Annotated in this window: 21 protein-coding genes, 1 tRNA gene and 2 pseudogenes; 13 read left to right on the top strand and 11 right to left on the bottom strand. The window is 59.5% G+C overall.

The annotated features are described in order from the left end of the window. Nucleotides 1-54: 54 nt before the first annotated feature. On the top strand, nt 55-516 hold the full coding sequence (locus A7J50_RS17020; RefSeq protein WP_053256807.1) for a TlpA disulfide reductase family protein: 462 nt from the start codon (nt 55-57) through the stop codon (nt 514-516). A gap of 140 nt (nt 517-656) precedes the next feature. Here A7J50_RS17020 and A7J50_RS17015 read toward each other — a convergent pair whose 3' ends face one another. The 4 genes from A7J50_RS17015 to A7J50_RS17000 all read right to left on the bottom strand — a co-directional run bounded on the left by A7J50_RS17015 (nt 657) and on the right by A7J50_RS17000 (nt 5,364). Further along, on the bottom strand, nt 657-1,061 hold the full coding sequence (locus tag A7J50_RS17015) for an META domain-containing protein (protein WP_064452873.1): 405 nt from the start codon (nt 1,059-1,061) through the stop codon (nt 657-659). Then, on the bottom strand, nt 1,058-1,498 hold the full coding sequence (locus tag A7J50_RS17010; RefSeq protein WP_064452872.1) for a hypothetical protein: 441 nt from the start codon (nt 1,496-1,498) through the stop codon (nt 1,058-1,060). Before A7J50_RS17010 ends, A7J50_RS17015 begins: the two co-directional genes overlap by 4 nt. A 71-nt stretch (nt 1,499-1,569) precedes the next feature. After that, nucleotides 1,570-2,559 (bottom strand): 2-hydroxyacid dehydrogenase, encoded by a 990-nt coding sequence (locus A7J50_RS17005; RefSeq protein ID WP_064452871.1) that lies wholly within the window; start codon nt 2,557-2,559, stop codon nt 1,570-1,572. Nucleotides 2,560-2,610: 51 nt separating this feature from the next. Then, entirely contained in the window at nt 2,611-5,364 is a 2,754-nt protein-coding gene (locus A7J50_RS17000; protein WP_064454958.1) for a response regulator, read from the bottom strand. A gap of 205 nt (nt 5,365-5,569) precedes the next feature. Between A7J50_RS17000 and A7J50_RS16995 the strand changes: the two genes are divergently transcribed. Further along, entirely contained in the window at nt 5,570-6,298 is a 729-nt protein-coding gene (locus A7J50_RS16995; protein WP_064452870.1) for a response regulator transcription factor, read from the top strand. Next, nucleotides 6,285-7,643 (top strand): sensor histidine kinase, encoded by a 1,359-nt coding sequence (locus A7J50_RS16990; protein WP_064452869.1) that lies wholly within the window; start codon nt 6,285-6,287, stop codon nt 7,641-7,643. Before A7J50_RS16995 ends, A7J50_RS16990 begins: the two co-directional genes overlap by 14 nt. On the opposite strand, the gene A7J50_RS16985 is transcribed toward A7J50_RS16990, so the two are convergent. Beyond that, nucleotides 7,640-8,161 (bottom strand): DUF2062 domain-containing protein, encoded by a 522-nt coding sequence (locus A7J50_RS16985; RefSeq protein ID WP_053256801.1) that lies wholly within the window; start codon nt 8,159-8,161, stop codon nt 7,640-7,642. The genes A7J50_RS16990 and A7J50_RS16985 overlap by 4 nt on opposite strands. Before the next feature lie 135 nt (nt 8,162-8,296). On the opposite strand from A7J50_RS16985, the gene A7J50_RS16980 reads away from it, so the two are divergent. The 8 genes from A7J50_RS16980 to murB all read left to right on the top strand — a co-directional run bounded on the left by A7J50_RS16980 (nt 8,297) and on the right by murB (nt 15,152). Next, complete coding sequence (locus A7J50_RS16980; RefSeq protein ID WP_064452868.1) at nt 8,297-10,522, top strand: DNA internalization-related competence protein ComEC/Rec2; 2,226 nt, start codon at nt 8,297-8,299, stop codon at nt 10,520-10,522. Nucleotides 10,523-10,631: 109 nt separating this feature from the next. Beyond that, nucleotides 10,632-11,267, top strand: coding sequence for a MotA/TolQ/ExbB proton channel family protein (locus A7J50_RS16975; RefSeq protein ID WP_064452867.1), 636 nt, complete (start codon nt 10,632-10,634; stop codon nt 11,265-11,267). Then, nucleotides 11,264-11,692, top strand: a complete 429-nt coding sequence (locus A7J50_RS16970; RefSeq protein ID WP_064452866.1) for an ExbD/TolR family protein — start codon at nt 11,264-11,266, stop codon at nt 11,690-11,692. Before A7J50_RS16975 ends, A7J50_RS16970 begins: the two co-directional genes overlap by 4 nt. After that, nucleotides 11,692-12,702, top strand: a complete 1,011-nt coding sequence (lpxK, locus tag A7J50_RS16965; RefSeq protein WP_064452865.1) for a tetraacyldisaccharide 4'-kinase — start codon at nt 11,692-11,694, stop codon at nt 12,700-12,702. The genes A7J50_RS16970 and lpxK overlap by 1 nt, the downstream gene beginning before the upstream one ends. 23 nt (nt 12,703-12,725) lie before the next feature. Next, nucleotides 12,726-12,911 (top strand): Trm112 family protein, encoded by a 186-nt coding sequence (locus A7J50_RS16960; protein WP_003174668.1) that lies wholly within the window; start codon nt 12,726-12,728, stop codon nt 12,909-12,911. Continuing rightward, a complete protein-coding gene (gene kdsB / locus A7J50_RS16955; RefSeq protein ID WP_064452864.1) occupies nt 12,908-13,672 on the top strand; it encodes a 3-deoxy-manno-octulosonate cytidylyltransferase in 765 nt (254 codons plus the stop codon). The genes A7J50_RS16960 and kdsB overlap by 4 nt, the downstream gene beginning before the upstream one ends. After that, nucleotides 13,672-14,136, top strand: coding sequence for a low molecular weight protein-tyrosine-phosphatase (locus tag A7J50_RS16950; RefSeq protein ID WP_064452863.1), 465 nt, complete (start codon nt 13,672-13,674; stop codon nt 14,134-14,136). Before kdsB ends, A7J50_RS16950 begins: the two co-directional genes overlap by 1 nt. Continuing rightward, nucleotides 14,133-15,152 carry a UDP-N-acetylmuramate dehydrogenase gene (gene murB, locus A7J50_RS16945; RefSeq protein WP_064452862.1) on the top strand — a complete coding sequence of 340 codons (1,020 nt, stop codon included), beginning with the start codon at nt 14,133-14,135 and terminating at the stop codon, nt 15,150-15,152. Before A7J50_RS16950 ends, murB begins: the two co-directional genes overlap by 4 nt. Nucleotides 15,153-15,214: 62 nt before the next feature. Here murB and A7J50_RS16940 read toward each other — a convergent pair whose 3' ends face one another. Next, nucleotides 15,215-15,886 (bottom strand): Bax inhibitor-1/YccA family protein, encoded by a 672-nt coding sequence (locus A7J50_RS16940; protein WP_064452861.1) that lies wholly within the window; start codon nt 15,884-15,886, stop codon nt 15,215-15,217. Between the two features lie 152 nt (nt 15,887-16,038). On the opposite strand from A7J50_RS16940, the gene A7J50_RS16935 reads away from it, so the two are divergent. After that, nucleotides 16,039-16,129, top strand: a tRNA-Ser gene (locus A7J50_RS16935). 116 nt (nt 16,130-16,245) lie between these two features. Here A7J50_RS16935 and A7J50_RS16930 read toward each other — a convergent pair. Next, nucleotides 16,246-17,100 (bottom strand): annotated as a pseudogene (locus A7J50_RS16930) (tyrosine-type recombinase/integrase); the annotation flags it as partial. Beyond that, the gene (locus A7J50_RS31405; protein ID WP_156526287.1) at nt 17,006-17,299 is read right to left on the bottom strand and encodes a hypothetical protein; all 294 of its coding nucleotides are present in this window, start codon (nt 17,297-17,299) and stop codon (nt 17,006-17,008) included. The pseudogene A7J50_RS16930 and the gene A7J50_RS31405, both read right to left, overlap by 95 nt. Before the next feature lie 188 nt (nt 17,300-17,487). Between A7J50_RS31405 and A7J50_RS16925 the strand changes: the two genes are divergently transcribed. Then, nucleotides 17,488-18,015 (top strand): hypothetical protein, encoded by a 528-nt coding sequence (locus A7J50_RS16925; protein ID WP_420492098.1) that lies wholly within the window; start codon nt 17,488-17,490, stop codon nt 18,013-18,015. Between the two features lie 91 nt (nt 18,016-18,106). Here A7J50_RS16925 and A7J50_RS16920 read toward each other — a convergent pair. The 3 genes and pseudogenes from A7J50_RS16920 to A7J50_RS31970 all read right to left on the bottom strand — a co-directional run. Further along, nucleotides 18,107-18,334 (bottom strand): annotated as a pseudogene (locus A7J50_RS16920) (helix-turn-helix transcriptional regulator); the annotation flags it as partial. 447 nt (nt 18,335-18,781) lie between these two features. Continuing rightward, on the bottom strand, nt 18,782-19,258 hold the full coding sequence (locus A7J50_RS16910; RefSeq protein ID WP_064452857.1) for a hemerythrin domain-containing protein: 477 nt from the start codon (nt 19,256-19,258) through the stop codon (nt 18,782-18,784). A 354-nt stretch (nt 19,259-19,612) separates the two neighbouring features. After that, nucleotides 19,613-20,044 (bottom strand): hypothetical protein, encoded by a 432-nt coding sequence (locus A7J50_RS31970; RefSeq protein WP_082895912.1) that lies wholly within the window; start codon nt 20,042-20,044, stop codon nt 19,613-19,615. Between the last annotated feature and the right edge of the window lie 276 nt (nt 20,045-20,320).

The raw sequence follows: 20,320 nt of genomic DNA, 5'->3' as shown, positions 1-20,320 counted from the left end.
ACCGTAAGAGGCGATAGGTCGCAGCCAACGTTCATTTTTGCGAAGGATTACCCCATGACTAGGCGACTGATCGGTGCATTGGCGATCATCACAACCCTGCTGCTCAGCGGCTGCGGTAACGATTACGGCGTTGACCAATACGGCAAGAAAGTGGCGGCCGAACGCCTGGACAAGCAATGGGTGGTGGTCAATTACTGGGCCGAATGGTGTGGCCCGTGTCGCACGGAAATCCCGGAACTCAATGCCTTGGCCGAGCAATTGAAAGGGCAGAACGTGGGCGTGTTCGGGGTCAATTTCGACAACGTACAGGGTGAAGAACTCAAGGCCGCCAGCGAGAAGCTGGGGATTAAGTTCACCGTCCTGGCGCAGAACCCGGAGGAGATTTTTGATATTCCGCGCAGTGAGGCGTTGCCAGTGACCTACATCATTGATGACAAGGGCAAGGTGCGTGAGCAGTTGATGGGTGAGCAGACGGCGCAAGGGGTGCTGGCCAAACTTAAAGCCTTACGCGGCTAAAGCAACAACAGAAAACCAATGTGGGAGGGGGCTTGCTCCCGATGGCAGTCTGTCAGCGACTTATTAGTTGACTGACCCACTGCTATCGGGAGCAAGCCCCCTCCCACATTTAGACCTCACCCGTATCTGGATGGGGGCTATCAGCCTTCTTCAAGCCACAGGCGAATGGGCTTGCCTTCGACAGGCCAGAAGCGCGTCTGCTCGATCGGCGAGATGTCCCAGCGCTCAACGCCTTGCAGGGCCTGGAAGAAGCGGTGTTCCTGCTCCATCAAGGCCTCGGCGCACAGTTTGCGGGTGCTGCCGATCTTGCCGAAGCTGAGCTTGTCGCCCTCGACGGTGTACGGCGCAAACCAGTGGTTGCAGCCGCCATTGCCATAGGCGCGGCCATCGGCACCGAGGGTGACGGTCAGGTTCGCGTAGTCCATCAGCGGGCGCTCACCAATCCATTCCACTACGTAGCTGTGATCCTGCTCAAGCTTCACTGCATCCCCGGCGCAGCCCGTCAGGCCAACCCCGATGGCGGCGAGCACAAGCGCGCCTTTCATTGCGCGGCCTGCTGGCATTTCGGGCAGCGGTGCTTGTCGCCTTCGCTGGCCCAGCCCAACTCCTTGATGCGCGCGTTGGCGGCCGGTTGCAGCGGCTCTTTGGTCAGCTTGGTTTCCACCGCGAATTCAAACTCCAGCACGCTGTCGCAGCTGTCGCAATTGACCTTCCAGGTGTGAATCTCCAGCTCGCCGAATTTCGGCCCCTGGGCCATGGCGACCCATTGGCCCGCCGGGCGGATGGAATAGCGCGCGTCACCTTCGACGTTCAGGCGCATCGACAGGGTTTTACTGCCGCGCAGGGTGACAATCAGAATGTCGCCATGCTTGATCGAACCACCGTTGCCAGTGACTTGGTAACGGCCCGGCACTAGGGCGCGGCATTCGATCAGGGTGTGTTGCGGGCTCAGCAAGCTGAAGCGGAAATCGTGTTCGGCCATGGATCCTCCAAATAGGCGCGGCATCCTATCACGGGTGCCGGCCTATCATGAGCCTGGTATGTGACCGCTGATCAACCTTCGACGAGGTTCTGCGGCTGGCCATTGGCCCAGGCGGCAATGTTGGCCAACGTGGTGCCGGCGATTGCCGCCAGGGCTTCACGGGTAAGAAATGCCTGGTGTGCGGTGATGATCACGTTGGGAAAGGTCAGCAGGCGCGCGAGCACATCGTCTTGCAGGGGCAGGTCGGAGCGGTCCTCAAAAAACAGTTGGGCCTCTTCTTCGTACACGTCCAGCCCCAGGTAGCCGAGTTGGCCGTTCTTGAGTGCTTCGATCAGCGCTGGCGTGTCTACCAAACCACCGCGACCGGTATTGATCAGCATCGCGCCAGGTTGCATCTGCGCCAAGGAGCGGGCGTTGATCAGGTGTTTGCTGTCGGCGGTCAGCGGGCAGTGCAGGCTGATGATCTGCGCTTGGGCCAGCAATTCAGGCAGGCTTACGTAATGGGCGCCGAGGGCCTGGACCTGCGGGTTGGGGAAGGGGTCGTAGGCGAGTAATTGGCAGCCGAACCCGGCCATGATCCTGGCGAACGTGGCACCGATCTGCCCGGTGCCAACCACGCCGACGGTCTTGCCTACCAGGTCGAAGCCGGTGAGCCCATGCAAGCTGAAATCACCGTCGCGGGTGCGGTTGTAGGCGCGGTGCAGGCGGCGGTTCAGCGCGAGGATCAGGGCCACGGCGTGCTCGGCCACCGCGTGAGGCGAGTAGGCGGGGACGCGCACGATGCTCAGGCCCAGGCGCTTGGCGGCGGGCAAGTCGACATGGTTGTAACCGGCGGAGCGCAGGGCAATCAGGCGCGTACCGCCTGCGGCCAACTGCTCCAGCACCGGGGCGCTGAGGTCGTCGTTGATAAAGGCGCAGACCACTTCGTGGTGTTCGGCCAGGGCCACGGTGTCGAGGTTGAGCCGGGCAGGTTGAAATTGCAGTTCAAGGTCTGTTGGCAGTGGCTCGCCGAGAAAACTGTCGCGGTCGTAGGTCTGGCTGCTGAAAAGAATCACGCGCATTAAAAAGCTCCCTGCACTCGCTGAAAAAATACATAACCCCACAGAGAAGTCTCAAGCGCTGACGCGTGCCTCGCTGGCCAGCCGTGCAATGGCCATGTCCAGTTCGTCCAGTGCGGTAATGGCTTTGGCGTCGTCTTGCTTGAGCAGGGTTTCCGCGCGTTGGCAGGCGGCGCGCAATTGCGGCACGCCGCAGTAGCGGGTGGCGCCATGCAAGCGGTGGACGCGCTCGATCAGGGCATTGTTGTCTTTGGCTTCGCGGGCAGCGGTAATGGCCAGGCGATCAGCTTCCAGGGAGGCCAGCAACATGGCGAGCATATCGGCCGCGAGGTCGGCTTTGTTGGCCGCCAGGCGCAGGCCTTCGTCATGATCCAGTACCAGCAGTTGTACGCCTGGGCCAAAGCTGTCAGTCGTACGTTCCGGCCCTTGATTGCGCAGCGCCAGGCCGGTCCATTTCAACACCACTTGGGCCAATTGCCGTTCGCTGATGGGTTTGGTCAGGTAGTCGTCCATGCCGCTTTGCAGCAGGGCGCGTTTTTCGTTAGCCATCGCGTGGGCGGTGAGGGCGACCACCGGCAAAGGCGTGCCGTGGCGCTCGCTTTCCCATTGGCGGATTGCCTCGGTGCTTTGGCGGCCATCCATGCCGGGCATTTGCACGTCCATCAGCACCAGGTCGAAGGTTTCCTGCTTCACGGCGTCGATGGCGGCGTAACCACTTTCCACGGCCTGGACCTTGGCCCCCATGTCTTCGAGCAGGGTTTGCACCAACAGCAGGTTTGCCGGGTTGTCGTCCACGCAAAGCACACGGGGTGCGCGGCTGGACAATGGCTCGCCGGGCTCATTGCGCAACGGGCGCGGGCTGATCAGGTCGGCAAGGGCGCGGCGCAGCTTGCGTGTACAGGCCGGCTTGGCCTGCAACTGGCTGTTGGGGTTGGGCACCGACTGGTTGAACAGCATCTGTTCGGTGGTCGGGCACAGCACCAGCACCTTGCAACCGAGGTGTTCAAGGTCCCATAGATGCTGGTTGAGGCGTTCTGGCGGAATGTCATTGGCGGTGACGCCGAGCACGGCCAGGTCAATCGCCTGTTCGGTCTGATGGGCGCTGGTGATGCCGTTGGTCAGGCTTTCCAGGGTATTGAACGGCGTGACTTCCAGGCCGCAGTCTTCCAGTTGATGTTGCAGGGCCTGGCGCGCCAACTCGTGGTTTTCCAGCACCGCCACACGGCGGCCGAGCAACGGCGGGGAGGGCAGGTCTTCGGCGTCGTCGCGGGTCTTGGGCAGGTTGAGGCTGATCCAGAACTCCGAGCCTTCGCCCGGCGTGCTGTCGACACCGATTTCACCACCCATCTGCTCGATCAGTCGCTTGGAGATCACCAGGCCCAGGCCGGTGCCGCCCGGTTGACGCGACAGCGAGTTGTCGGCCTGGCTGAAGGCTTGGAACAGCGCGCGTACATCCTGGTTGGACAGGCCGATGCCAGTGTCTTGCACGCTGATGCGCAGTTGGACGCTGTCTTCCTGTTCGTCCTCGACCATCGCCCTGGCGACGATGGTGCCCTCGCGGGTGAACTTGATCGCATTACTGATCAGGTTGGTGAGGATCTGCTTGAGGCGCAGCGGGTCGCCCACCAGCGCCAGCGGGGTATCGCGGTACACCAGGCTGACCAGCTCCAGCTGTTTGGCATGGGCGGCGGGGGCGAGGATGGTCAACGTGTCTTGCAGCAAGTCGCGCAGGTTGAAAGGCACGCTGTCGAGCACCAGCTTGCCCGCTTCAATTTTCGAGAAATCGAGGATTTCGTTGATGATGCCCAACAGATTGTCGGCAGATTTCTCGATGGTGCCCAGGTAATCCAACTGGCGCGGCGACAGCTCGCTTTTCTGAAGCAGGTGGGTAAAGCCGAGGATGCCGTTGAGTGGCGTGCGGATTTCATGGCTCATGTTGGCCAGGAACTCCGACTTGATACGGCTGGCTTCCAGGGCCTCCTTGCGTGCCAGGTCCAGCTCGATGTTCTGGATCTCGATGGTTTCCAGGTTCTGGCGCACGTCTTCGGTGGCCTGGTCAATGCTGTGTTGCAGTTCTTCCTGGGCATTTTGCAGGGTTTCGGCCATGCGGTTGATGCCCGAGGCCAACTGGTCCAATTCCTGGCTGCCCAAGGGCGGCAAGCGGGTTTCCAGGTTGCCGTCCTTGAGTTGGGCCACGGCTTGCTTGATCTGGCCGATCGGTGAGTTGATCGTGCGGCTGATCCGCAGGGCCAGGGCGGCGGTGCAAATCAGGCCAATGGCGATCAGCAGCAGGCTGGCAAACAGGCTGCGATAGCCGCGCAGCAACATGCCATTGTGCGACAACTCCACTTCGACCCAGCCGAGCAGGCGGTCGGCTTCGTCGGGGATCAACTCGCCGGCGAGGTTGCGATGGCGGCCGAATACCGGCTGCAGGTAGCGCGTGGCGTCATTGCCGGTGCGCTGCAGCAGGTGGGAGCTGTTGCCGACGGGCGGCTGGTTCAGCATGGTCGGGCCAGCATGGGCCAGGGGCGAACGGTCCGGCGCAAGGAACGACACGGCGCGTACGTCCGGTTGCTCCAGGGACTGGGTGGCGATGCGCTCCAGCAGGTCGGTGTTCTTGGCGCTCAACGCCGGGGCCACCAGCGGTGCCAATTGCTCAGCGATCATTTCGCCGCGTTGCAGTAATTGGGACTGCAACTCCGACAGCTGCATCCAGGTGAAATAGCCCCCCAACAACAGGGCCATCAGGCTGGTCGGTAATAAGGTCAGCAACAGTACGCGGCCTTTTATTCCCATTTTTGTAAGCACGCCACTCTCCTGTTGCCACATTGTTTTCAATTATCCACGCGGGCATCCGGCCCACGCGACTTGCGCAGTGTAGCCATTTGCGCGGTTCGGAATCTCGCAAATTAATGACAGAGCGCAATCTTCGGGCCGTTGGGCACTGGCTGGCGATTGCCTGCGACAGCTTAATCTTGAATAATCAGTGATTGAGAATGACTTGCAGACGCTAATGAATCCCGAAGTGGTTGGCCTACCCAGTATCCTGACAATCGAAGATGACCCTGTGCTGGGCGCCTATGTCCATGAACACCTGGGCCGCTGCGGTTTCCAGGTCACCTTGTGCCGTAACGGCGAACGGGGCCTGCAAATGGCGCGTGACCAGGTGTTCGACGTGGTGTTGATGGATATCCTGCTGCCCGGCATGGACGGCTTGTCGATCCTCACGCATCTGCGCCAGAGCCATACAACCCCCGTGATCCTCATGTCGGCGCTGGGCGCCGAAGCGGATCGCGTCAGCGGCTTTCGTCTCGGTGCGGACGACTACCTGCCCAAGCCGTTCAGCATGATCGAATTGCGGGTACGCATTGAGGCCATCCTGCGTCGCGTGGCCCTGGACCGTCGCCCGTCGCCCACGCTTTTACCGGCGCGCGACGATATTTTCCCCCTGCGCTTTGACGATGAACGGAATGACGTCTGCTACCAGACACTCTGGGCAGGGCTGACCCGCAGTGAATTTCGCCTGCTGGAAACCCTGCACCGCAATGCCGATGAAGTGCTCAGCAAAGCGTTCCTTTATCAGCATGTGTTGCAGCGCGGTTATGCGCCCCACGACCGTAGCCTGGACATGCATATCAGCCAGATTCGCCGCAAGCTCAAGGCAATCGGCTACAACGAGCGCGAAGTGCGCACGGTGTGGGGCAAGGGCTATGTGCTGAGCGTTCATGATGAAGGGCTTTGAGCAACTGCCCGGCAAGCACTCGTTATTCTGGAAGCTCGCGTGCCTGCTGATCGCCTTCTGTTTGCTGATGATTTGGCTCAGTTGGTCCTGGGGCCGGTACATGGAACAGCGCAGTGCCTATGTGGCCGAGGAGTCGCGCGAAATTCTGCGGGGGTATGCGGCGGGGGCGGAACTGGCATGGAGTACACAGGGCAGCGCAGGCGTGGACGCCTGGTTGCAGTTGATGGCCAAGCGCGAATCCACGTGGATGGGGGTAATCGGCCACGACTTGCAGTCGCTGAGCAGTACACCCCTGAGTGACAAAGAGAGCCAGCGCCTGACCTTTCTGCGCGGGCTGGAGTGGCCGGTCAGTCGGCATGTCAAAGGCCTGCCGTGGGTGAAAATCCCATTCCCTGTGGACGCTGGGGTTGGCTCGCTGGTGATTGAGTTACCCCAGCGCTTTAAGCCGGGGCGTTACCAATTGTTCTGGCGCGTGGTGACCAATGGCGTGATTCCCGGCCTGTTTACCTTGCTGCTGTGCGTGGGCCTCTATCGGCTGCTGATCATGCCCCTCAACCAATTACGCGAGCAGGCCAATGCGTGGCGTGCCGATCAATTGAATACGCGTCTGTCCAGCGAGGCCACCAGCCGCCAGGATGAATTGGGTGAGTTGGGCCGTGCCTTCGACCACATGTCCGAGCGTTTGCAGGGCACCGTGCTGTTGCAGCAACAAATGCTGCGGGATATGTCCCACGAACTGCGCACCCCTTTAAGTCGTTTGCGGGTGGCCTGTGACAGTGAGCAGGATCTGGCGCAGTTGCGTGAGCGATTGAGCCGGGAAATCGACGCCATGCAATGCCTGGTGGAAGACAGTCTGCAACTGGCGTGGCTGGATAGCGAAACAGCGCCGCTGCCCAACGAAGATATCCAGCTTCAGGCCTTGTGGGACATGCTGCGGGAAAACGCCTGTTATGAAAGTCACTGGCCGGCGTCGCGTTTGCCCTGCCTGTTGCCAGCGGATTGCTGGGTGCGTGGCAACCTGAATGCGCTGGCCCAGGCCCTGGAAAACATCCTGCGCAATGCCATCAGGCATTCTCCCGCCCACGGGGTGGTGACGCTGGACGGGTGTCGCGAAGATGATGAATGGCATATCTGGCTGGAAGATCAGGGCGGCGGCATTGCTGAGCAGGACTTGGAACGTATTTTTGCGCCGTTTACCCGATTAGAGGGCTCACGGCCCGGTGATGGCGGTTTCGGCCTTGGCTTGAGCATCGCCCGCAACGCCGTACGGCGCCAGGGCGGGTGTTTGTGGGCGGAAAATACCGAGCAAGGCTTGCGCGTGCATCTGCGACTGCGGGCAGGTTAGCTTTCAGCGCGACGCTGCTTGCGCTTCTTCCACTGGTGCGCGACCCACCAACGCCAGTACCCCATCGTCAGGCAGTACGCCAGCGCGGCCAGCACCAGGCCGCACACCACGGAACCCAACAGGAACGGTTGCCACAGGGTGCTCAGCTGACTGCTGATCCATTCCCAGGTCAAGTCATCGGGCAAGCTGCGTGGTGGCGTGTTCATCAGCCACGCGCCGGTCAGGTACGTACAGAAGAACACCACCGGCATGGTGATCGGGTTGGTCAGCCACACCAGGCTGACAGCAATCGGCATATTGCCGCGCACGGCGATCGCCAGGATCGCCGCCAATAACATCTGCAGCGGAATCGGGATAAACGCCGCGAACAGGCCCACCGCCATGGCGCGCGCGACGGAGTGCCGGTTCAGGTGCCAGAGGTTGGGGTCATGCAGCAACGTGCCGAGAAATCGTAAGGACTTGTGTTCCCGGATACTCGTGGGGTCGGGCATGTACCGTTTGAATAAGCGCCGGGGCATAAGGGGTCCAGGTCAGTGCGAGGGGCAAGTATGCCCGCATTCTATAAACAGAAAATTCAGACTTTGTGACAAAACATCATAGGCCATGCTGGGCGCCCGACTAAGACTGAGTGGATCACTTGAAAAGGATGATTCATGAGAACAGGCATGTTCGCACTCGGGCTTGGATTACTTGCGCTGCGATTTCTACCGGCACTGCCGCCGACTGCATGGCTGCTGGCCATTTTGGTGCTTGCGTTGATGCTGTTGCCGTTTCGCACCTACCCACTGGCGTTCTTCCTGCTGGGCCTGAGCTGGGCCTGCATCAGCGCGCAATGGGCGTTGAATGATCGCCTCAAGCCGGCGCTGGACGGGCAGGCGCGCTGGGTAGAGGGCCGTGTGATTGGGTTGCCACAGCAAACGAGCAGCGGCGTACGCTTCGAATTGGCCGACGGCCGGTCGCGTAGCGCTCGGTTACCCAAGCGCATCCGGGTGTCCTGGCAGGGTGGCCCGCCGGTAAACAGCGGCGAGCGCTGGCGGCTGGCGCTCACGTTGAAGCGGCCTTCGGGGCTGCTTAATTTTCATGGCTTTGACTATGAGGCCTGGTTGCTGGCCCAGCGTATTGGTGCCACCGGCTCGGTGAAAGATGGCCAGCGCCTGGCGCCGGCTCGCAATGCCTGGCGCGACAGCGTCCGGCAGCGCTTGAAAACAGTCGATGCTCAAGGTCGCGAGGCGGGCTTGGCGGCGTTGGTACTGGGCGATGGCTCGGGGCTGGCGACCGAGGATTGGCGGGTGTTGCAAGACACCGGAACCGTGCATCTGCTGGTGATTTCCGGTCAGCACATCGGCTTGCTGGCGGGTTTGATCTACGGCCTGGTGGCCGGTCTGGCACGCTACGGTTGCTGGCCCCGAGCCTTGCCGTGGCTGCCGTGGGCGTGCGGCCTGGGGTTTGCCGCCGCGCTCGGTTATGGCCTGCTGGCGGGGTTCGGTGTACCGGTGCAGCGGGCCTGCGTGATGGTCGGGCTGGTATTGCTGTGGCGTCTGCGTTTTCGGCATTTAGGCGTCTGGTGGCCGTTATTGCTCGCCCTCGATGGCGTGCTGGTGCTCGAGCCGTTGGCCAGTTTGCAGCCGGGGTTCTGGTTGTCGTTTGCAGCCGTGGCGGTGCTGGTTCTGGCGTTCAGCGGGCGCTTGGGCCCGTGGAGTATCTGGCAGGCCTGGACTCGCCCCCAATGGTTGATAGCCATCGGTTTGTTTCCGGTATTGCTGGTGCTGGGTTTGCCCATCAGCCTCAGCGCGCCGGTTGCCAATCTCTTTGCCGTGCCGTGGATCAGCCTGGTGGTGTTGCCATTGGCACTGCTGGGGACCTTGCTTCTGGCGGTGCCGTTAGTGGGAGAGGGCTTATTGTGGTTGGCCGGTGGAGCGCTTGATGGCCTTTTCAGGGGTTTGACGCTTTTAGCGGGGCTGCGCTCGGCCTGGGTGCCTGCCGAGGTGCCTGTGGGGTATTGGTTATTAAGCGCTGTGGGCGCGGTGTTATTGCTCTTGCCCAAAGGCGTACCGTTTCGGCTGCTGGGCTGGCCGTTGCTGATGCTGGCAATCTTTCCGCCCCGGGCGCTGGTGCCACATGGGCAGGTGGAGGTGCTGCAACTGGATGTCGGCCAGGGGCAAGCGGTGATCCTGCGCACGCGCAATCACGCAATGCTCTACGACGCAGGGCCGCGCTCGGGGGCGGCGGATCTCGGTGCGCGGGTGGTCTTGCCTTCGCTGCAAAAGCTCGGGGTAGGGGCGCTGGACCTGATGGTGATCAGTCACGCCCACGCTGACCATGCCGGCGGTGCAACCGCTGTCGCCCGTGCGCTTGCGGTCGGGCGGGTCGTCGGCGGAGAGTCCGCAGGGCTGCCGGCATTTCTCGATACGCAGCCTTGCCTCAGTGGTGAGCAATGGGAGTGGGATGGCGTGTCGTTTGAACTGTGGCAATGGCCTGGCGCCACGAGCAGCAATCCGAAATCCTGCGTATTGCGTGTACACGCCCAGGGCGAAGGCCTGTTGCTGACGGGGGATATCGATCAAGCGGCTGAAAAGGCCTTCCTCACTTCGCCATTGGCGGTGCAGACGGATTGGCTGCAAGCGCCGCACCATGGCAGTCGCAGCTCCTCATCCTGGCGGTTTCTGCAACGGCTTGCGCCCAGGTCAGTGCTGATTTCACGCGGGCGTGGCAACGCATTTGGTCATCCCCACCCACAGGTAATGGAGCGTTATCAAGCGTTGGGCAGCCGAGTCTACGACAGCGCGGAACAAGGAGCCGTACGTCTGCAACTGGGTACCTTCCAACCACCGGATGTTGCTCGTAGTCAACGCCGATTCTGGCGCGAGGCATTACCGTAATCCAGGCTTACCAAATACCGCGGACCGCGAAAGGCGGGCCTTTGGCTGGCGAACCACGCTGGCGAACCTATATGGTAAAGTGGCGCACTTTTTCGAGGGGACATTCACTGTGTGGGAATTGGTCAAATCCGGCGGCTGGATGATGTTGCCGATTATCATGAGCTCCATCGCCGCACTTGGCATCGTTGCCGAACGCCTGTGGACCCTGCGCGCCAGCCGAATAACGCCTGAGCATCTGCTGGGGCAAGTCTGGGGCTGGATCAAGAACAAGCAGTTGGATAAAGAAAAGCTCAAGGAGTTACGGGCCAACTCGCCTTTAGGTGAAATCCTTGCTGCCGGCCTCGCCAACTCCAAGCATGGTCGAGAGATCATGAAAGAGTGCATCGAGGAGGCCGCTGCCCGGGTCATCCATGAAATGGAGCGCTATATCAATGCGCTTGGCACCATTGCGGCCATGGCACCGTTGCTCGGCCTGTTGGGTACGGTGCTGGGCATGATCGATATTTTCAGCTCGTTCATGGGGTCGGGCATGACCACTAACGCCGCCGTGCTGGCGGGCGGTATCTCCAAGGCGTTGATTACCACGGCTGCGGGCCTGATGGTCGGCATCCCTTCGGTATTTTTCCACCGTTTCCTGCAACGTCGCATCGATGAGCTGGTGGTCGGTATGGAGCAGGAAGCCATTAAGCTGGTCGAAGTGGTGCAGGGCGATCGTGATGTCGATTTCGTCGAGGGCCGAGCGTGAAATTTCGCCGCAAGCAACGGGAGAATGTTGATATCAACCTGGCGTCGCTGATTGACGTCGTTTTTATCCTGCTGCTGTTTTTTGTTGTCACCACCACGTTCACCCGGGAAACCCAGCTGCGTGTCGACTTGCCGGAAGCCGTGAGCGGCTCCCCGGCCGAAGACCAGGAAACCAAGCAACTGGACATCGCCATCAGTGCCGACGGCGTGTTTTCGGTGAATAACCAATTGCTCGAGAAAAACGACCTCGCCAGCCTGATGGACGCCCTGCAGAAAGAGTCCGGGGGCGACACTAAAATGCCGCTCTCGATCAGTGCGGACGGTAAAACCCAGCACCAAGCCGTGATCACGGCGATGGACGCTGCGGGCAAGCTGGGTTTCAGCCATCTGCGCATGACCACCGTCGAGGCGGCGACCCAACCCTGATGGCCATTTCCGATCGTTTGCTCAAGGCCTGGTACGAAGGGCATCCGGCACTCACGCTGCTGCGGCCGCTGGAGTCGTTGTATCGCCGCGTGGTGCAGCGCAAGCGCGCGCGCTTCCTGGCGGGTGAGGGTGAGATCTATCAATCACCGGTGCCCGTGGTGGTGGTGGGTAATATCACCGTAGGTGGCACGGGCAAGACGCCGTTGATCCTGTGGCTGATCGAGCACTGTCAGCGCAGTGGCTTGCGTGTCGGCGTGGTCAGTCGCGGTTACGGTGCAAAGCCGCCACAGTTGCCCTGGCGGGTCGAGGCCAGCCACAGCGCAGCGGTGGCCGGCGATGAACCGCTGCTGATCGTGCAGCGCTGCGGTGTACCGCTGATGATCGATCCTGACCGAAGTCGCGCGGTGAAAGCGCTGCTGGCCAGCGAGCACCTTGACCTGATTCTCTCCGACGACGGCCTGCAGCACTACCGCCTGGCTCGCGACCTGGAGTTGGTGCTGATCGACGCCGTCCGTGGCCTGGGTAACCGCCGTTGCCTGCCTGCCGGGCCGTTGCGTGAACCAGTGGAGCGTCTGCACAGCGTCGATGCGCTGCTGTACAACGGTGCAGGCTCCGACCGTCAGGATGGTTTTGCCTTTCGTCTGTTACCGACGGCGTTGATCAACTTGAACACCGGCGAGCGCCGCCCGGTCGATCATTTTCCGGTTGGCCAGCAGGTTCATGCGGTTGCCGGTATTGGTAACCCGCAACGTTTCTTCAATACCCTCGAAACGCTACACTGGCAGCCGATACCCCATGCGTTTGCCGACCATGCGCCCTACAGCGCAGAGGTCCTGAATTTTACGCCGTCGTTACCGCTGGTCATGACCGAAAAAGACGCGGTGAAGTGCCGCGCCTTCGCCCAGCCCGACTGGTGGTACCTTGCGGTGGATGCGGTGCCGTCACCTGCGTTTGTGGCCTGGTTCGACACGCAATTGATGCGCCTGCTGCCCGCCCGACTCTTGCCTTAAATCGCTTCTTCCAGGAAATACTCATGGACACCAAACTGCTCGACATCCTCGCTTGCCCGATCTGCAAAGGCCCGCTCAAGCTCAGCGCCGACAAAACCGAGCTGATCAGCAAGGGTGCTGGCCTGGCTTACCCGATCCGTGATGGCATCCCGGTAATGCTCGAAAGCGAAGCCCGCACCCTGACCACCGATGAGCGCCTGGATAAATGACCACAGCCTTTACCGTCGTCATTCCTTCACGCTACGCATCGACGCGCCTGCCGGGCAAACCCCTGCAATTGATCGGCAACAAGCCGATGATCCAGCTGGTATGGGAACAGGCCTGTAAAAGCAGCGCCGAACGGGTAGTGGTCGCCACCGATGACCCGCGCATCATTGAGGCCTGCAAAGGTTTCGGCGCCGAAGCGGTATTAACCCGCGAAGACCATAACTCCGGCACTGACCGTCTGGCCGAAGTCGCCACGCAACTCGGTCTGGCCGCCGATGCGATCGTGGTCAATGTGCAAGGTGACGAGCCCTTGATCCCGCCGAGCGTGATCGATCAGGTCGCCGCGAACCTGGCTGCCCATGGCGAGGCGCGCATGGCGACCCTGGCCGAGCCCATCGAAGACATCGACACCCTGTTCAACCCGAACGTGGTGAAGGTGGTCAGCGACATCAACGGCCTTGCGCTGACATTCAGCCGCTCGATACTGCCTTGGGCGCGAGACGCCTTCGCCAGGAACCCTGACGTATTGCCGGAAGGCGTGCCGTATCGCCGCCATATCGGCATCTATGCCTATCGCGCCGGTTTCCTGCATGACTTCGTCAGCTGGGGCCCGTGCTGGCTGGAAAACACCGAGTCCCTGGAACAACTGCGTGCCCTGTGGCATGGCGTGCGCATTCATGTGGGAGACGCCCTCGAAGCGCCACCTGCCGGTGTCGACACCCCGGAAGACCTTGAGCGCGTTCGTCGCCTGCTGGGGGCCTGATGGAGGTCTTGTTCGTCTGCCTGGGCAATATCTGCCGTTCGCCCACCGCTGAGGGCGTCCTGCGCCACAAATTGCGCGAGGCGGGGTTGGCAGACCAGGTTGAGGTGGCGTCGGCCGGAACGGGTGAATGGCATGTCGGTAACCCGCCGGACAAGCGTAGCCAGCGCGCGGCACTGGAGCGGGGCTACGACTTGTCCGCTCAGCGTGCCCAGCAGGTTTCCCGCGCTGACTTTGCGCGCTATGACCTGATCCTGGCCATGGACCACAGCAACCTGCGCAATCTCAAGGCGCTGCACCCCGGGCCAGGCAAGGCGGAGCTGGATTTGTTCCTGCGCCGGTATGACGCCGAGGTGGACGAAGTGCCAGACCCTTACTACGAAGGCGAACAAGGCTTTGAGCGGGTTCTGGACCTGATCGAGCGAGCCTGTGATTTATTGGTGATCGAATTGAAGGGGCGGTTATGACCTTGCAAGTGCTTGCGCAGGTATCGCTCAAGCCATTCAACAGTTTCGGCATTGACGTGCGCGCCCAGTTGTTTGCCGAGGCCCACAGCGACGCCGATGTGCGTGACGCGTTGGCCTATGCTGCCGCACAGGCGTTGCCGCTGTTGGTGATTGGTGGTGGCAGCAACTTGTTGTTGACCCAGGATATCCCGGCGTTGGTGCTGCGCATGGCAAGCCAGGGCATTCGCGTGCTGCAAGATGATGGTGTGCACGTGGTGGTCGAGGCCGAAGCGGGCGAAGCCTGGCATCCGTTTGTTCTCTGGACCCTGGAACACGGTTTCTGCGGCCTGGAAAACCTCAGCCTGATCCCGGGCACCGTCGGTGCTGCGCCGATGCAGAACATCGGCGCCTACGGTGTGGAGATCAAGGACGTCTTTGCCGGCCTGACCGCTTTGGATCGCCAAACCGGCGAGTTGCGGGATTTCAGCCTGCAAGAGTGCAACTTTGCCTACCGCGACAGTCTGTTCAAGCACGAGTCAGGGCGCTGGCTGATCCTGCGTGTGCGCTTTGCCTTGAGCCGTACCAGTCACTTGAAACTCGACTACGGCCCGGTGCAGCAGCGCCTGGCCGGGCAGGGCATCACCGAGGCAACGCCCAGTGACGTGAGCCGCGCTATCTGCAGCATCCGCCGCGAAAAACTGCCGGACCCGGCAGAGCTGGGCAATGCGGGCAGCTTCTTCAAGAACCCGTTGGTATCCCAAACGTTGGCCACAGAGTTGCAGGCGCTGTATCCGGACCTGGTGGCGTACCCGCAGGCCGATGGGCAGATGAAGCTCGCTGCCGGCTGGCTGATCGACAAGGCTGGCTGGAAGGGCTTTCGTGACGGCGATGCGGGCGTGCATAAGATGCAGGCGCTGGTGTTGGTCAACTATGGTGCCGCCACAGGGCACGACATTGCCAACCTGGCGCTGCGTATCCAGCAGGACATTGCTGAACGCTTCAAGGTTGACCTGGAAATGGAACCTAACCGGTACTGAAGCGTTAAAAACAAAAAGGCCCCGCATCTTTCGATGCGGGGCCTTTTTTATGCCGCTAGCAATCAGTCATCACGGCTCATGATGCCGAAGATCTGCAACAGGCTGATGAACAGGTTGTAGATCGACACATACAGGCTGACGGTCGCCATGATGTAGTTACGCTCACCGCCGTGGATGATGGCGCTGGTCTGGAACAGGATGCACACGGAGGAGAACAGCACGAAACCGGCGCTGATCGCCAACTGCAGACCGCTGATCTGGAAGAACATCCCGGCGACCACTGCTGCCAGCAACACGAAGAAGCCTGCAGTAATGAAGCCACCCAGGAAGCTCATGTCCTTGCGGCTGATCAGCACGTAGGCCGACAGGCCACCAAACACCAGGGCTGTCATGGCAAACGCCGAGCTGACCACTTCCGCACCGCCGGCCATGCCGAGGTAACGGTTAAGGATCGGGCCGAGGATAAAGCCCATGAAACCGGTCAAGGCAAACGCCGACACCAGGCCCCAGGCCGAATCGCGCAGCTTGTTGGTCAGGAAGAACAGGCCGTAGAAGCCGATCAACACGACAAAGATATTCGGGTAGCCAACGTGCATTTGCTGCGCTACATACGCCATTAAGCCGCTGAATGCGAGGGTAAGGGCGAGCAAGCCGTAGGTGTTGCGCAACACGCGGCTGACTTCAAGCTGCTCAGCCTGCGCGTTACCATTCACTGCGTAATTCTGTTCGCGCATGGCGACACTCCTTCAGTTTTGAAACATTCAGTCGCAAGGATCATAACAGACGCTCTGTAACAAGCCATGGCAAGAGTTTGACAGTGTGTTTCATTCGGGTATTATGGCGCCCGCTGACACGGGATGGGCTACTATAATCCTGTGATGCAAAAGGGAAATTGGCAGAGTGGTTGAATGCACCGGTCTTGAAAACCGGCGGACGTTAATAGCGTCTCCAGGGTTCGAATCCCTGGTTTCCCGCCAAGATTTACACGAAAGCCTCGCGAAAGCGGGGCTTTTGCGTTTCTGGGGTTTGGTCGGCGAAGTTGGGCTAACACTAGGAGTTCCGAAACTTTCGGGTAGGGGGTCCGAAACTTTGCCTATTTGGAGGGCTTGGCGGTCGCGCCAATCCTCCGGTAAGGCCGCTTTGTGATCTCCTGTTTACTATGGCCGAGCAGCAAGCTCGCATCGCCAATGTCGACGATTTCCGACGCCGCTTTAGGGCGGATATCACGGAATTGAAACCCGCCAATCTTCGCAGCCAGCAATGGGTCACCCTGTTCGATTGCTTTCTGCTGCGCCTTCTCCCTTGCCTTGTCCCAGCGCAAGCGCAACACGCCCTTCGTCATTCTCTTTCCATGCTTGTTGATCAATAGGTACTTGGAAGAGTGATGTGCATTCCTTTCTGAAATCTCCCTTATAAGTCGACCCAGGCTGTTTTCCCGGGCGTCAGTGCGCATTAAGATTCTGAGCGTCAGCCCAGTCTTGCCCTGCGTCACCAGGAAGTAGTCGCCCTCGGTATCGTCGCTCCGCATGATTATCACGTCAGCGGGCCGCTGCCCGGTCAAATAGCCAAGATCCATCGCTTCCTTGAGCTCAGGCTCTGCCATTCCATAGACCGCATCCCACACCACCGCGTTTGCGTAGAAGTCGCGTGGCGTTTCTTTGTTCTTCCTGATGCCTTGGCAAGGGTTCTCCCGCTCGGTAAGCCCCCATTCCCGCGCCATGTTGAAAACGTGAGAAAGCAGGGCGATTTCCCTAGTCGCCCTGACTTTTGCTGAGCGTGCATCGCGATAGCCTGCAATGTTGGCCGGGGCTATCGAGTCGATGGGAGCCCCGTCGAATGTGGGCCGAAGCTGTTTAAGTTCGGCCAGGTTGTCCTTCTGGGGCCGCGCTCCCTTTTTTGGGACAACGTCGCGTTCGTACCTGTCGAAGATCCCTTTCATCGTGCTCGACCTCGGTGGCGAAGGTTTTGAATGTCACTCCCTGCGGTGCCTGTAGACGGCGCTTGAACTGCACGTTGCTGCGCCGATCAACCAGCGTTTCCACCGCGTTATAGATCCACTCCTGGCGCGCAATCTCCAGGGCCGACTCGCTCACCGGAGGCGGCAGGCGGTTATCGAATTCAGTTTGTGCAAGCGCTTGTACGTTCATGGTCTCCTCCAAGGTGGCGGACTGTTAACCTGTACTCGTCAACACTCGTGCCTCCCGCTGGTTGCCGATGGGTGCGGGGTGAGTGCTGAGGGGTAGAGGTTAGGGATGGTTTTTGGATGCAATGAACTACCGACGTCTATAGGCCTCTAAATTAATTCAGCCATATTTGGTGAGCGACTGTGTCTAAGATCATTACCGATAAGACCAGTACGCATGAGTCTCTTCCAGCCGAGTCGTTAGTATTCGGCGCTCCTAAAGATCGTCTCGACTTCTATCGCCGAGAAATTCAGTACGAAATCACTCTGCTATCGAATCGAACAAATGCGAATCTAGCGGCGCAATCGTTTTTGGTGATTGCGTTTGCATCCTCCATGGCCAACCTCAACCCGGAATGGGGCAAGATCTTCACGTTGGTTGTGCCATTACTGTTGGCGTTACTCGGGGTTGTGAGCTCGCTGAATGCATGGCCAGGGATTCGAGCTGCTTACGCAATCATTGATCACTGGCATTTCAAGCAAAGCAATCTCTTGCGTAGTGAGCCTGCAATGGGGCTTAACTATGATGATTCGCCCCTTTTCAGCGAAGCGGAGTCCAGTCAAAAGGGGTATATAAAGTCCCTTCAGTTTTCTATGAGAACCCCGTGGCTTTTTGTGATTTTCTGGGTGGTTCTTGCAAGCTTTAGTACGTATATCCAGTTCTCGAATCCCGGTTTTTAAGCTGGGCTTGTGGCCAGGTTGATTATGGACTTGGTGCTCTGGAGTGCCAGTTGACTGGGCAGCCTGGGACATGCAATCGCGACAACTTCAGTCAAGCCGCCAGCTCAGAATATTCCGTCCTGCGCACCATCCGCACCTGAGCCATTCGCCTTTCCGGCGCCCGGCGATCACGACGCAACGTGTCGTCGCTAAGCATCGAGTGCATGGCGATCAGCGCCGCCAGCACGAAGCACACCGGCGTAATGATCTGGCGCTTCATAGCCTCAGCCACCAAGGCAGTGCGCTTCGTCACGCCCAGCTTGAACATCGCGTTGGTCAGCCATGAGCCCCAGGTTATTCACTCTACCGCCGGCACCAGTTGGCACTGATACGTCCATGCTAAGCGCGAAGACCAGCCACCATTGGTCTAAAGTCCGCCTTGATGCTCGTCAGCGAGCCTATGCTGAAGTCACCCCATTACTGTGATAGAGGCTCCCATGAAAGAGGCGCAGCGAAGACTGAACCTGACAGCGTGGCGTGAGCTTTCTGCACTGGCTGGAGGTCGAATGGACGCAGAGTTGAAGTATTTCGAATTGCTGAGACGGGCTGACGCCATGGAGCGATCCGACATGATCACAAGTGATGAGTGGAGAAGGCTTGTGAAGCATGCCGGAGCATTGCTTTGCAGTACTGCGCAATGTATGGGCGGGCCAGGGTAGGGCAGATACAAGAAGCCCGGCGCTGGGCCGGGCAATTTCATGCAAAAGGTATCTGCGCTGGCGGACCGTTAGGCGGCGAGTTTTGAAGCCCCTAAGGTCTTTTTCAAAGTCGCCTTCAGCTCCAACATCTGCTCGCCGAGTTGATCTAGCTTAGCCTTGCCAAGAAGCTTTTTGGCCTTTGGGAACATTTCTGTTTCTTCTTCCTCAATGTGATGTTCGAGCAACTCTTTGACCACCTTTACTCGGCCAGCAAATTCCGGCGTTGTAGGATCTGTAGCTTTGAGGTCGGGCAAGACGAGTGAGTCGACGGTGCGATGCTCTTCCTTTGCCTCGTAGTACATCTCTGCTTCATCTTTCCCACCGGCTGCTTTGAAGGCGGGATAGAGGATCTGCTCCTCCAACTGAGTGTGGATCGAGATTTCCATTTCCAATTTGTTCAATAGGTCGGTGCGTTTCTTCACTGCCCGATCCGTGGACTCACTTAGTTGGGTCAGAATGGATTTAACTTTTTCGTGGTCGGCTTTAAGAAGGTCTATAGCGTTCATTTTTTGTAGCCTCAGTAACACGGAGTGGAGATGCCGATCTTTGTCGGCGTTGTCCCAATAGATTTGGCATTAACCGTGCCACTGCTGAGTTTCTATAATTTTTCTTAAATTTCATTCTGTTAGTGTGGGTGCTGGCTATTAGCGCTCGTGCAGCCTGCCCGAACGTAGCATTTGAGTGATGCATATAGCCCTGTCAAATCACAGGTAAAGCAAAGCCCTCAATGATGAGAGACGGGCGTAAAAGTATTAGCTAGGCGCTGGGGTATCCCAGGGGGGCGACTGTGAAAGAGCTGTGAAAGGGCATGAAGAAGAAGCCCGACTCTAGGCCGGGCTTCGATGTAACAGCGTCAGAAACTAATGATGCTTGTTCTTGTGTTTATGCTTGTTGTTGCCTTTGTGCGTCCTACCATCCGACCGATGATTGCTCTCATCATCCGCCAGGTTGTTTCCTAGTGCGCCACCCGCAGCGCCGCCAAGACCTGCACCGATAGTCGAGCCAGTTGCGCCGCCGAGGCGATTACCAATAAGTGACCCGCCAGCTGAGCCGATACCGCCACCTAATGCAGCTTCAGCTCTGTTGCCCCTTTGAGCGCCGACAGCACCGCCGGCGGCACCACCTACGCCTGCGCCTACCGCAGCGCCAGTCGAGCCCCCGAGCTGTTGGCCTACGATGTTGCCAAGTGCACCACCAACGCCGCCTCCAAGAGCGGCTGTGCCATCTCCGGCTGCCATCGCTCCTTGCGAAATGAGGACACCCAAAGCTAGGGCGGGTAGTGTCATTTTCATTTTGTGAACCTCTATGGGGTGTCAGCAGGCGCTCACGGTTTAAAGCACGCCTACCATTAAGACTAGAGTAAAAGTTTGAAGTTCTCTACGGACGGTGGCTATGGGCGAATGGTTGTAAAAAGGCATGCCGCGGTGGGTTTGGTAGCGGAGCGCTTCGATTTGTTTTATGTGCGCGGGTCAACAAAACAGCCCGCGATGGGAAGTAGCGGGTTAAAAGGGGTGTTCACTAGGAGTTGAGGTAAGCATAGGCGCTCCATTGTAGAAGGGATGTGAAGG

It is taken from the genome of Pseudomonas antarctica (assembly GCF_001647715.1).
Classification (GTDB): domain Bacteria; phylum Pseudomonadota; class Gammaproteobacteria; order Pseudomonadales; family Pseudomonadaceae; genus Aquipseudomonas; species Aquipseudomonas antarctica_A.
The sequence above is the reverse complement of the archived record's forward strand: the minus strand, read 5'-3'. Positions and strand labels throughout refer to the sequence as shown.

What these genes read in the sequence shown, in the direction of transcription:
- A7J50_RS17020 (WP_053256807.1), top strand. Translation starts at nt 55, where the DNA reads ATGACTAGGCGACTGATCGGTGCATTGGCGATCATCACAACCCTGCTG.
- A7J50_RS17015 (WP_064452873.1), bottom strand. Translation starts at nt 1,061, where the DNA reads ATGAAAGGCGCGCTTGTGCTCGCCGCCATCGGGGTTGGCCTGACGGGC.
- A7J50_RS17010 (WP_064452872.1), bottom strand. Translation starts at nt 1,498, where the DNA reads ATGGCCGAACACGATTTCCGCTTCAGCTTGCTGAGCCCGCAACACACC.
- A7J50_RS17005 (WP_064452871.1), bottom strand. Translation starts at nt 2,559, where the DNA reads ATGCGCGTGATTCTTTTCAGCAGCCAGACCTACGACCGCGACAGTTTT.
- A7J50_RS16995 (WP_064452870.1), top strand. Translation starts at nt 5,570, where the DNA reads ATGAATCCCGAAGTGGTTGGCCTACCCAGTATCCTGACAATCGAAGAT.
- A7J50_RS16990 (WP_064452869.1), top strand. Translation starts at nt 6,285, where the DNA reads ATGAAGGGCTTTGAGCAACTGCCCGGCAAGCACTCGTTATTCTGGAAG.
- A7J50_RS16985 (WP_053256801.1), bottom strand. Translation starts at nt 8,161, where the DNA reads ATGCCCCGGCGCTTATTCAAACGGTACATGCCCGACCCCACGAGTATC.
- A7J50_RS16980 (WP_064452868.1), top strand. Translation starts at nt 8,297, where the DNA reads ATGAGAACAGGCATGTTCGCACTCGGGCTTGGATTACTTGCGCTGCGA.
- lpxK (WP_064452865.1), top strand. Translation starts at nt 11,692, where the DNA reads ATGGCCATTTCCGATCGTTTGCTCAAGGCCTGGTACGAAGGGCATCCG.
- A7J50_RS16960 (WP_003174668.1), top strand. Translation starts at nt 12,726, where the DNA reads ATGGACACCAAACTGCTCGACATCCTCGCTTGCCCGATCTGCAAAGGC.
- kdsB (WP_064452864.1), top strand. Translation starts at nt 12,908, where the DNA reads ATGACCACAGCCTTTACCGTCGTCATTCCTTCACGCTACGCATCGACG.
- A7J50_RS16950 (WP_064452863.1), top strand. Translation starts at nt 13,672, where the DNA reads ATGGAGGTCTTGTTCGTCTGCCTGGGCAATATCTGCCGTTCGCCCACC.
- murB (WP_064452862.1), top strand. Translation starts at nt 14,133, where the DNA reads ATGACCTTGCAAGTGCTTGCGCAGGTATCGCTCAAGCCATTCAACAGT.
- A7J50_RS16940 (WP_064452861.1), bottom strand. Translation starts at nt 15,886, where the DNA reads ATGCGCGAACAGAATTACGCAGTGAATGGTAACGCGCAGGCTGAGCAG.
- A7J50_RS31405 (WP_156526287.1), bottom strand. Translation starts at nt 17,299, where the DNA reads ATGAACGTACAAGCGCTTGCACAAACTGAATTCGATAACCGCCTGCCG.
- A7J50_RS16910 (WP_064452857.1), bottom strand. Translation starts at nt 19,258, where the DNA reads ATGAACGCTATAGACCTTCTTAAAGCCGACCACGAAAAAGTTAAATCC.
- A7J50_RS31970 (WP_082895912.1), bottom strand. Translation starts at nt 20,044, where the DNA reads ATGAAAATGACACTACCCGCCCTAGCTTTGGGTGTCCTCATTTCGCAA.